This window comes from Geobacillus sp. FSL W8-1251, assembly GCF_038005945.1.
Taxonomy (GTDB): domain Bacteria; phylum Bacillota; class Bacilli; order Bacillales; family Anoxybacillaceae; genus Geobacillus; species Geobacillus stearothermophilus.
Map to the genome: position 1 here is coordinate 348,945 of NZ_JBBOUF010000001.1, position 11,056 is coordinate 360,000.

At 49.4% G+C, this 11,056-nt stretch carries 8 protein-coding genes and 3 rRNA genes (1 of these 11 running past the window's edge); 1 reads left to right on the forward strand and 10 read right to left on the reverse strand.

The window, feature by feature from the left end; translation table 11 throughout:
* Positions 1-277: 277 nt before the first annotated feature.
* Positions 278-1,609 (reverse strand): IS4 family transposase, encoded by a 1,332-nt coding sequence (locus NSS88_RS01820; protein ID WP_061580603.1) that lies wholly within the window; start codon positions 1,607-1,609, stop codon positions 278-280.
* A 107-nt stretch (positions 1,610-1,716) separates the two neighbouring features.
* Here NSS88_RS01820 and NSS88_RS01825 point away from each other — a divergent pair, with 107 nt between their 5' ends.
* Entirely contained in the window at positions 1,717-2,595 is an 879-nt protein-coding gene (locus tag NSS88_RS01825) for an IS982-like element ISGsp1 family transposase (protein WP_289493462.1), read from the forward strand.
* Between the two features lie 152 nt (positions 2,596-2,747).
* Here NSS88_RS01825 and NSS88_RS01830 read toward each other — a convergent pair whose 3' ends face one another.
* The 9 genes from NSS88_RS01830 to NSS88_RS01870 all read right to left on the reverse strand — a co-directional run.
* The gene (locus NSS88_RS01830; protein WP_049625231.1) at positions 2,748-2,957 is read right to left on the reverse strand and encodes an ATP-binding domain-containing protein; all 210 of its coding nucleotides are present in this window, start codon (positions 2,955-2,957) and stop codon (positions 2,748-2,750) included.
* A gap of 7 nt (positions 2,958-2,964) precedes the next feature.
* On the reverse strand, positions 2,965-3,267 hold the full coding sequence (locus NSS88_RS01835) for a hypothetical protein (RefSeq protein WP_049625230.1): 303 nt from the start codon (positions 3,265-3,267) through the stop codon (positions 2,965-2,967).
* A 279-nt stretch (positions 3,268-3,546) separates the two neighbouring features.
* Positions 3,547-4,605: an IS630 family transposase gene (locus NSS88_RS01840; protein ID WP_339239467.1), complete on the reverse strand. Its 1,059-nt coding sequence runs from the start codon at positions 4,603-4,605 to the stop codon at positions 3,547-3,549.
* Positions 4,606-4,686: 81 nt separating this feature from the next.
* Positions 4,687-5,538 (reverse strand): DUF4352 domain-containing protein, encoded by an 852-nt coding sequence (locus NSS88_RS01845; protein WP_341082763.1) that lies wholly within the window; start codon positions 5,536-5,538, stop codon positions 4,687-4,689.
* Between the two features lie 214 nt (positions 5,539-5,752).
* Positions 5,753-6,736 carry a helix-turn-helix transcriptional regulator gene (locus tag NSS88_RS01850; RefSeq protein WP_049625228.1) on the reverse strand — a complete coding sequence of 328 codons (984 nt, stop codon included), beginning with the start codon at positions 6,734-6,736 and terminating at the stop codon, positions 5,753-5,755.
* A gap of 608 nt (positions 6,737-7,344) precedes the next feature.
* Positions 7,345-7,461, reverse strand: a 5S ribosomal RNA gene (rrf, locus tag NSS88_RS01855).
* A gap of 152 nt (positions 7,462-7,613) precedes the next feature.
* Positions 7,614-10,541, reverse strand: a 23S ribosomal RNA gene (locus NSS88_RS01860).
* A gap of 157 nt (positions 10,542-10,698) precedes the next feature.
* On the reverse strand, positions 10,699-10,842 hold the full coding sequence (locus NSS88_RS01865; RefSeq protein ID WP_162489997.1) for a hypothetical protein: 144 nt from the start codon (positions 10,840-10,842) through the stop codon (positions 10,699-10,701).
* Between the two features lie 209 nt (positions 10,843-11,051).
* Positions 11,052-11,056: ribosomal RNA gene (locus tag NSS88_RS01870) — 16S ribosomal RNA — on the reverse strand; it runs 1,554 nt beyond the window's last position.
* The 16S, 23S and 5S rRNA genes sit together here, the layout of an rRNA operon.

The window sequence follows — 11,056 nt, forward strand, 5'->3', positions numbered from 1 at the left end:
ACTGCAAAAAATATACTTATATAATAAAACCCGTGGTGCTAGATAAACTTGATCAAGCATAAAAATAGCCCTTGCTGGCGGATCTCCAGTAGAATGAAAGTGTCACCCAACATTCGAAAGGAGAGATCCCCATACCCGTCAAGTTTAGCGGTATAAAATTTTTAAGACGATACTCGTGTTCATCCCCGCAGTGAATGATGGGGATCACATCCATTATTGGGCATACCAAATACCCCTCCAGAAGAGGGGTATTTGGTATTTATATCCATATCTAATTCTACCATATCTCTAATTTCGTTAAGATATCTGATGCCGTTTCTTCCCCTTTCCTTCGACCTTTCTTGGCATGTTTTCGTAACAGGGAAAGGAGAGAGAAAAGGTTGATTTCCGCCATATGCGAACGCAAAAGCAACTGGTGCCAATACGATTGGAGAAGATCGAGCGCTTTCCGTTCACTGATTTCAATGTCTTCCTTTTGATGCCAATACATCCGAGCTTGAAACAGAAACGTCTGGGTGACCAAAATGGCAATCAACGTCCCGTATAAATGGCATTCGAAACGTTCTTTTTTCATCTCCTTGACTTTCTCCAAATCAAATACGGATTTCCAGGCTTTAAACAACAATTCAATTTGCCAGCGCAGGGAATAGAGCTCATAAACCTGTTGACCATCAAACGACTCTTGTGGTAAATTCGTCAGTAAGATGTGGTATTTCTTTTGTTCGAGGGTTTGGCGTGCCAGCGCCTTCCCTTTTCTTTTTTCCTTTTTCCGCACATACGCCATCCGTTTTTGCCATTCTTCCGCCGTCAGACGGCGGAAAACCAACCGTGGAACATACAAGCGTTCATGTCCGATGTACACATGTTCCATTTCCACTGATTCCCCTTCCTCTAATTGATTCCCAAGGGATTCCCAATCCCATTCCTTCCACTGGCCATTCTCCTTGATATACACTTTCATATCGGAACGGAGCCGAGTAATATAATACGCTCCGCGGGCGTCGATCTCGGACAGTGCGGCAACGGAGAAAAAGCCCAAATCCCGAATACATAGGTCATTCGGTAAAATCGTATGCTGGGCATGATAGGCAAAACGAGCGTCCGAGTCATTGGCCGATTGAACGCATAGCTGAAGGCAGGCGCCGGATAACAAGTCATATTCAAACTGAATTTTCACCCCCGACGAAACGGAACCTCGATAGTCTTCCCCATAGTCAGCGGGAACCAAAAAGCTGGTTGAGTCCAAAATCCGCAGGCGGGTAAAACAAGTTCGATAGGTCTCCATGGCTGACAAAAGCAATGGACGTTGATGCAGGAGGAGAAGGAAAAACACTTCTCGCAAAAATGCCACGGCCCGATCGGTAAAACGCTGATTCAAGCCTTCGCTTGAAAGGGAACAGCCATGCCAGAGCGTCAAGGCCGCACACAACCGCTGAAGCGACTGTTTGGCCAGTGAGCCATCTCCCCATGCACAGAGAGTCAGAAAGGCTTCCGCCGTTAACGAACGCTGCCGCCGGATAAAGCCTGTTTTCCGTGCGAGACGGGTTAATTCTTCGGGAGAAAAGAGTTGACGAATGGTTTGAATCCATGCTTTCATTTGTTTTTCCATGAAAAAAATCCTTTCTAACGTGGAGTGTTCGTTAGAAAGGATACCATGTTTTTGACGATGCACAAAGACCAAAATTCTTAACTTGATGGGTATGGGAGAGATCCCCCATGCAAGAGCACTTTCATTTTACTACAGATCCAGCCAAACTTCAAAAACAATATGCCGCTATTTTCTGTTTTGTTTCTGCCCAACTGTCGTTGATTCAAATGTATCTTCATCGCCGCAACCGTCACTTGGTCAAGCAAGAAGACGAAGTGGTCATGGCGGTTCACCTTTTGGGGAAGCTGCTGGGCTTTTCTTCCGAACGAGCCTGGCATCGTTTTGTCACGGGAAATTTGTTCACAAACGGCTCGTTTCTTGAACGCTCCCGATACAACCGCCGCTGCCGGGCGCTTGGTTTCGCCATCAAATGGATCCGTCATGAGCTGGCGAAACGTGGCCAACACCATGCTTATGCGGTCGTCGACAGCTTGCCTCTTCCGTTGTGCCATCCCGCAAGAATGCAGCGCGTCAAGCGATTTCGAGGGATCGCGGATATGGGGTATTGTGCTTCCAAAAAGCAATGGTACTACGGTTTCAAGCTGCATCTTCAAGTGACCAATCAAGGGCTGGCCATGGGCTATGTCGTGACGGAAGCGTCCTGCCACGACGTCAAAGCCGCTGAAACGGTGATGACTCAAATCCCTCATCCCTACAACTTTGGGGACAAAGGGTACATCAGCCGCGCTCTTCGAGAAAAGCTGTACGAAGAACACCAAGCTGCGTTCTGGACACCGTCTCGACACAATCAAAAGCACGGCCCATCCAAAGCATGGGAAGAATGGATCCGAAAAAAACGCAAAGTCATCGAGACGGTGTTTTCGATTCTCGTAGACCAATACCGGATCACCGACATTCGAGCGAATTCCATGGCCGGGTTTGAAGTGGCACTCGATGGCATCTTGTTGGCGTATTCCTTGGTCACACTAGGGCTGGTTGAGCGCTGACACTCAACTAGCACCACGGGTATAATAAATTGTTTTGCTCTACAATTATGATATCAATAGTGGAAACCTACGCTCACCTACATATTTAATTTTACAAAATAGTTGAATATTTCGCCATCATCTGTGGAGAAAAAATGAAGAAATTTTGAACTTTAGGGATGGGCATGCACCGCCTTCTCATAAGATGTCATCAAACTTGGAAGCGGATTTGGCTGTTGGCTGAACGAGCCCTTCCAATAGCGAAATATTTTCAACTCATGCTGGGCGCGGGTGACTAGAACATAAAGGAGACGGGCATGCAAATCGTCATTAGGAAAATGTTCTCCATTCACGTTGACCAGCATCACCGCATCAAATTCCATTCCTTTGCTATGGCAAATACTCATCGAACACCATGACCGGCTGCATCTGCGATTCGTATCGTTCCTTTATTCCTTCGACAAACCAGTCAAGCAGCCGCATAAAAGACAACGAACCTTTGAACTCAATTCGTTTTCGCTCTAGTTCATCATCATCAAACAAAACGCTTTCAAAATACCAGTGATGCGACCGACCAAGCTGGCCCTTCGGCAAGAAAGGCAAAATCATCAAGGCCAGCTGTTGAAACGTCATTTGTTGAATGCCCTCTAAATTCAAATCCGGAAGCAGCCCTTGGAACGAACTGATAAACATTTTCGAAGGACCTAAAATCAGCACATTTTCCGGCTTTATATAAATGAAGCTGAAAAATCGTCTGTTCCGTCGGCAGAGCCTACTTCCCATCCCTGCAGCCGTGAGAAACCGCCATCATAATGAACAACCGTGACGAAAGACAGGCAAAACCTGTAAACAAGACGCAAGGAGCGGCGCAATGTGCAGCGCCGCTCCCCCTTTTCCTCTTTATTTTTATTACACTAACACGTTCCAAAAGTGCATTTTATATACATGCAACATGAAGAGTTAACTTCTCAGTCATCCTGCACACCCTAAGCGCTGCAGCACTTCCTCCGGACGTTCGTGGATGTAGTGGACAAACCGAGTAATGGCTTGAATGATATCGTTGCGATCCTTGTGAAATACATTGGCAATCACCGTATCTTTCAGCCATTTCCATAAGCGTTCGATCGGGTTCAGCTGTGGCGAATAGGGAGGAAGGTAAATAAAGTGAAAACACTGCCCTTCTTCCTGCAAAAACTCCTTGACCATTTTGGCATGGTGAATGCGGGCGTTATCCAACACCAAGACCATGAGACGGTCCGGATAGCGCTCTTTGAGCATTCTCAAGAAATCCAAGAACGTCGCGGCATTGGCAGCGGTCGTTTGATGAAGCACCGTTTCGCCATCGTGGATGTTGACCGCGCCAAACAGCGATACGTGGGCATGATGGCCGAACGTCGGCACTTGTTTTTGGCGGCCGACTTCCGACCATGTGGACCGCAAGACATGGTAAGAGCGGATATGTGTTTCATCAAGGTACAACAAGACCGAATCAGGATCCATTAAGTTTTTTTTTATGAAGTCGATCTGTTTCTCAAAATTCTTTTGTCGATCCGGATCGCCTTTCGCCAATGTGTAGGTCGGCCGTGTCCACGACAGCCCTTTGCGGTGCAGGAGTTTTCGCAACGCTTCGCGGGAAATGGAAACACCGAAGTGCTTTTCGACATAGGATTGCAGGAGTTTGGTGTTCCACGCCGAAGCGACGTCCCAGCCCAGTTCCGCGGGAGTGGTGGTCAACACAAGCTGTTTGATCTCTTCCTGCTGTTCTTCGGTGAGAAACGGCTCCCGCCCGGGGGCGAAATCCCGATGAAGCAAGAGCTCCAGACCGCCTTCGTTGAACAGCGACACATAATGGGAAACGGTTTGTCGGCACACGTTGACCATGGAGGCCACCTCTTTGCCCAAATAGCCTTCCATGACCAGGCGAACCGCCATCACCCGTTGGCGAAGAAGGGTGTTTTTGATTTTCCGTTCCTGTTTGCGAAGTGTCCGAGGTGTCCATCCGTGATCGTTGGTGATTTTGAGACGTTTCATGCAGAATTCCGCTCCTTTTCCATGCTTTTCCTTAGGAGCAGTATAACCGGAGTGGGCACCACTTATACGAAGGTTAACTTTTCAATGAGCATATATATAGTTCAAATTAACTTCAAATTGAAACGGTTCGATAGTAATGTCATAGTTTTCTGAACTTCCCTCAAAATAAAGTTTAATCGTCTTTTCATTCTGGTCAATTGCAGGAAAAGGAATAATCGCATCAACTGTTGCTTTCGGCAAAATATCCGAAGGAATTTCTGGATAGCCTGCTTCAAAGTTATCCGCTTTTTCATGCTGTGTATTCCCTACTAACAGCTTTGCATTATGCTCCCAGAAGTTAATTTTAGCGTTGCTTTGATTGGAAATCGTCACATACGCCCTTGTTTCATCCTCGGCAACCTCAACTTTGCTTAATTTAACAATGTAGCCATGCTGATTAATTTCTTTGTTCACCTCAATTGTTTTCAAAGGCTTTGAAAACGCTTTTATATAGTCCGTTTTTTCTACTTTTTCTGCATCAATGACAGGAGCAGTCACGGTTCCACCTAATGCATTTTCTCCTTCAAATGATTCTCTCACTGTTCCAACAACATGAATAATATCCTCATTTTTCACATCCGTTTTCGGATCCGCCACCACAATCACGTTCTGTTCACTATTTTTTGGATCGGCGAACGCCTGAATGTAAACGCCGTCATCGCTCCTTTCCGGTTCAACAAAAATTTTCGCATAGAAGTCTACTTTCGAGCCTTTGTATTGATCCGGATCGGAAATCATTTTTGCAAACTCTTCCTTCGATAGCGGTGCCTTCGTTTCTTGCTTTTGGCTTTCTTTTTTGTCACCGGAAGATGGGGACGATGATTCCGATGAACAGCCTGCCGCCGTGGAGAACAACAATGCTAGTGCCAAAAAGAATGATAAGCGTTTTTTCATACTTTATCTTTTCCCCTTCCCAATAACTGATCTTTGTTCGAGATTTATCGGTGGTTCTAGTTCTAATCCTCTTAGCACACGAAAAAAGCTCATAGGCAACGTGTTGTCGCTGTCTGTATGAAAGTCAACAAGGCGTTTACATTATTATAGAAAAATCATTTGCCTACATCGTTTCACCTGCAAGACTAGCGGCTCATCCCCTAGCATGAATTCGTCAAACGTATTCTTGCCGATAATTCCCCAGCATCTCTTCAATCGTTCTTTTCATCTCTTCGCGAAACTCTTTTGGCTTGATCACCTCCAAATATTGCGCCTGGCTTAGCAGCCACATTTTGATACCGCGCCCGTATACTTCAGCCTCAATGACAAAAGCATCTCCATCTTTCCCTATAACTTTCGCGGTAGGAAGACGGTCCAAAATCGCCTGCAAAGACGAACCCCAAAAGCGGAAGGTGATTTTTATCAATTCCCCAGCATGCATAAATTGCACCCGTTTTCGAAACTCCCCCTCTTCAAAACGATTTTTGTAATCATAGTGAAAATGTTCGTCAGTTATCGTATAGCGGACAATACGGTCAATGCGATAAATCGTTGGAAAGTCAAAATCATAATCTTCCGGAAAGGCAATCAAGTAAAAGTAATAGTCGGAAAAAATAATGCCTACCGGTTTGACTTTCCGGGCAACGGGGGCATCGCTCCCTTCCTTTTTGTAGTTGATTAAAACAATGCGTTTCGTATGTACAGCGCTGCTTAACTCCCAAATGATTTCAATAAGCGGTTGGTTATGCTGCAAAGGAACATAGTGAAAACGTTCATTTTGGATCACTTCCTGAATAAACCGTTGATTTTGCGGATGGGATTGAAAAATGAGTTTTTTCAATATTCGATCCATCTCTTCCTTTGGCAGCGAACGACTTTCCAGCAGTATTTTAGAGACAACCAAAATTTCTTTGTTTGTCAACCATCCTTCTTCGTCCTTCTTCAGCACATAACCATTTTTCTTCCGATCATACTCCAATTCCATTAAACCTTGGAACATCTCGGCAATGTACGCACGCAACTCATCGAGATCACGCTGAATGGTTTTTTCGTTGACGCTAAACCGTTCCGCCTCCCTCTTTTTTGAAATCGCCTCCCCTTTGCGAAGCCTCTCATAAATGGATAGAACCCGCAATGACTTTGGGTGCTGATCATCCACGCTCATCCCCCCATTGTACTGTCGAAACGCCGATCAGCCCAAATTACTATAATACTCCTAAAATGGTCCCATTATGAATCCCCAACAATATATTACCATCTCCACTTGGACATTATATGTACTTCAAAAAAATTTTGCATTCTCTTTAACTTCCCTTCGAAAGAAGTCTCCTACTTCTAAACGTGAAGGTGCGCCAGCACCAGTGAAAGTGGGAGATGAATTTCGGTTGGCGTTAGCCAACGAATAGGATAGAATATGGCTAGAACGGACACCTTCGGAACGAAGGGAAGCGTAAAGGGTTCTTGTGTGTGGCTTACCGTTCAGCGAACACACACAAGTCGCTTGAAGCCCCCACCTCTAAGCGAAGCGTAGGTGGTGGGTAGTTCACAGATATTCCACTACTAACATTGTCATTCAGCATGATGCGCAAGGAGAAGGGCGAAAAAGAAAGATTGAACGAGTGAACATTTCCAAGGGCAAATAGGAGTTCTGAAAAAAGCGGATCGTGATCCATCCACCTTATTAAGAACGGGAGGCTTCCAGAAACTTGGTCAACAAAAACAAAAGCAGCCAATTATGCATTACGCACAACTGGCTGCTTGTTCTTTGCCTAGCAGCGACCTACTCTTGCAGGGGCGCTGGCCCCAACTACCATCGGCGCTGGAGGGCTTAACTTCCGTGTTCGGGATGGGAACGGGTGTTTCCCCTCCGCTATCACCACTAGGCAAGCGATTCAGTTTCGACATCATTTATTATACTTAAAAAATAAATGTTGTCAAGAAGGAAAGCCATTCCTTCAAAACTAGATAACCGTTTCGGGAAGAAGCCGGGACGCTTTCACTTTTCATTGTCTAGCTCCGGCTCGCCGCCGCTTTTCTAGGTTAAGCCCTCGATCGATTAGTATCCGTCAGCTCCACGTGTCGCCACGCTTCCACCTCGGACCTATCGACCTCGTCATCTTCGAGGGATCTTACCCGCCTGACGCGGTGGGAAATCTCATCTTGAGGGGGGCTTCACGCTTAGATGCTTTCAGCGCTTATCCCGTCCGCACATAGCTACCCAGCGGTGCCCCTGGCGGGACAACTGGTACACCAGCGGTGCGTCCATCCCGGTCCTCTCGTACTAAGGACAGCTCCTCTCAAATTTCCTGCGCCCGCGACGGATAGGGACCGAACTGTCTCACGACGTTCTGAACCCAGCTCGCGTACCGCTTTAATGGGCGAACAGCCCAACCCTTGGGACCGACTACAGCCCCAGGATGCGATGAGCCGACATCGAGGTGCCAAACCTCCCCGTCGATGTGGACTCTTGGGGGAGATCAGCCTGTTATCCCCGGGGTAGCTTTTATCCGTTGAGCGATGGCCCTTCCATGCGGAACCACCGGATCACTAAGCCCGACTTTCGTCCCTGCTCGACCTGTCCGTCTCGCAGTCAAGCTCCCTTGTGCCTTTGCACTCTCCGAATGATTTCCAACCATTCTGAGGGAACCTTTGGGCGCCTCCGTTACCTTTTGGGAGGCGACCGCCCCAGTCAAACTGCCCGCCTGACACTGTCTCCCACCCCGCTAAGGGGTGCGGGTTAGAATTTCAATATCGCCAGGGTGGTATCCCACCGCCGCCTCCACCGAAGCTGGCGCTCCGGCTTCCCAGGCTCCCACCTATCCTGTACAAGCGATACCAAAATTCCATATCAGGCTGCAGTAAAGCTCCACGGGGTCTTTCCGTCCTGTCGCGGGTAACCTGCATCTTCACAGGTAGTATAATTTCACCGGGTCTCTCGTTGAGACAGCGCCCAAGTCGTTACACCTTTCGTGCGGGTCGGAACTTACCCGACAAGGAATTTCGCTACCTTAGGACCGTTATAGTTACGGCCGCCGTTTACTGGGGCTTCGGTTCGCACCTTCGCTTCCGCTAAGCGCTCCCCTTAACCTTCCAGCACCGGGCAGGTGTCAGCCCCTATACGTCGCCTTTCGGCTTCGCAGAGACCTGTGTTTTTGATAAACAGTCGCTTGGGCCTTTTCACTGCGGCTCGTTCGGGCTCTTCACCCAAACGAGCACCCCTTCTCCCGAAGTTACGGGGTCATTTTGCCGAGTTCCTTAACGAGAGTTCTCCCGCGCGCCTTAGGATTCTCTCCTCGCCTACCTGTGTCGGTTTGCGGTACGGGCACCTCTTCCCTCGCTAGAGGCTTTTCTTGGCAGTGTGAAATCGGGGACTTCCGGATGACTCCGTCGCCATCACCGCTTGGCCTTACAATCCGCGGATTTGCCTACGGATCAGCCTTGCGGCTTGGACAGGCTCTTCCAGCCGCCTGCTCGCCCTATCCTCCTGCGTCCCCCCATCGCTCAAACGGGAAGGAGGTGGTACAGGAATCTCAACCTGTTGTCCATCACCTACGCCTTTCGGCCTCGGCTTAGGTCCCGACTAACCCTGAGCGGACGAACCTTCCTCAGGAACCCTTAGGCTTTCGGCGCAGAGGATTCTCACCTCTGTTTTCGCTACTCATACCGGCATTCTCACTTCTAAGCGCTCCACCAGTCCTTCCGGTCTGGCTTCAACGCCCTTAGAACGCTCCCCTACCGATGACCAACGGTCATCCCGCAGCTTCGGCGGCACGTTTAGCCCCGGTACATTTTCGGCGCAGAGTCACTCGACCAGTGAGCTATTACGCACTCTTTAAATGGTGGCTGCTTCTAAGCCAACATCCTGGTTGTCTTTGCAACTCCACATCCTTTTCCACTGAACGTGCACTTTGGGGCCTTAGCTGGCGATCTGGGCTGTTTCCCTCTCGACCACGGATCTTATCACTCGCAGTCTGACTCCCGGGCATAAGTCGTTGGCATTCGGAGTTTGACTGGGTTCGGTAACCCGATGAGGGCCCCTAGCCCAATCAGTGCTCTACCTCCAACACTCTCCATCCCGAGGCTAGCCCTAAAGCTATTTCGGGGAGAACCAGCTATCTCCAAGTTCGATTGGCATTTCACCCCTACCCACACCTCATCCCCGCACTTTTCAACGTGCGTGGGTTCGGGCCTCCAGCCGGTGTTACCCGGCCTTCACCCTGGACATGGGTAGATCACCTGGTTTCGGGTCGACGACGACGTACTTTTCGCCCTGTTCAGACTCGCTTTCGCTGCGGCTCCGCCTCTTCGGCTTAACCTCGCACGCCATCGTCACTCGCCGGTTCATTCTACAAAAGGCACGCCATCACGCATGAACGCGCTCTGACTACTTGTAGGCACACGGTTTCAGGTTCTCTTTCACTCCCCTTCCGGGGTGCTTTTCACCTTTCCCTCACGGTACTGGTGCACTATCGGTCACTAGGGAGTATTTAGCCTTGGGAGATGGTCCTCCCTGCTTCCGACGGGATTTCCCGTGTCCCGCCGTACTCAGGATCCGCTCGGGAGGGAACGAAGTTTCGACTACAGGGCTGTCACCTTCTCTGGCCGGCCGTTCCAGACCGGTTCGTCTACCCCGTTCCTTTCTCACTCCCACAATGAGCGGTCCTACAACCCCAAGAGGCACGCCTCTTGGTTTGGGCTGTTCCCGTTTCGCTCGCCGCTACTCAGGGAATCGCGTTTGCTTTCTTCTCCTCCGGGTACTAAGATGTTTCAGTTCCCCGGGTGTGCCCTCCATGCCCTATGGATTCAGGCATGGATACTGCCCCATTACGGACAGTGGGTTCCCCCATTCGGACATCTCCGGATCAACGCTTGCTTACAGCTCCCCGGAGCGTTTCGGCGTTTGCCCCGTCCTTCATCGGCTCCTAGTGCCAAGGCATCCACCGTGCGCCCTTTCTAGCTTAACCTACAGCGCTCTCGGCTTCTTCCTTATTGTCTAGCGTCGGCTCGCCGCCGCTCGGGGTCAAATAACCTTCGCCTTCCGGGTGCAAGCACCCTTGCAGGCGAAGAACATTTGCCCATCGCGGCGAAACGCTCGCCTCCGCCTTTCCGGTTATCTAGTTTTCAAGGAACGATTTTTGTCATTGAGAGAACATGACTCGCTCCCTCAAAACTGAACGAAACAGAAGCGCTGTGTATCGACAGTTGGCCATTGCGGCCTTCGCTTTTCGTCTTGTCTAGCTCCAGCGCCTGGCTCTCTTCTGCCAAATAACCTTCCCCCTCGGGGTGCCAGCACCCCTCCGGGTGAAGAACATTTGGCTTCGAGAGCCGAACGCGGCGCTTCCGCTTTTCGTACTGTCTAGCTCCGGCCGCCATCGGCTCGCGACGCTTCGGTCCTGCTGCGGCGGCAACAGCCTCCTCGCAGGCCCTCCAGCGCGTTTCGCCGATAGGCGGGCGGCCTTCGCTTTTCCCCTTAGAAAGG

Coding starts and splice junctions, on each gene's coding strand:
- NSS88_RS01820 (WP_061580603.1), bottom strand. CDS start 1,609: ATGGAAAAACAAATGAAAGCATGGATTCAAACCATTCGTCAACTCTTT.
- NSS88_RS01825 (WP_289493462.1), top strand. CDS start 1,717: ATGCAAGAGCACTTTCATTTTACTACAGATCCAGCCAAACTTCAAAAA.
- NSS88_RS01830 (WP_049625231.1), bottom strand. CDS start 2,957: ATGGAATTTGATGCGGTGATGCTGGTCAACGTGAATGGAGAACATTTT.
- NSS88_RS01835 (WP_049625230.1), bottom strand. CDS start 3,267: ATGTTTATCAGTTCGTTCCAAGGGCTGCTTCCGGATTTGAATTTAGAG.
- NSS88_RS01840 (WP_339239467.1), bottom strand. CDS start 4,605: ATGAAACGTCTCAAAATCACCAACGATCACGGATGGACACCTCGGACA.
- NSS88_RS01845 (WP_341082763.1), bottom strand. CDS start 5,538: ATGAAAAAACGCTTATCATTCTTTTTGGCACTAGCATTGTTGTTCTCC.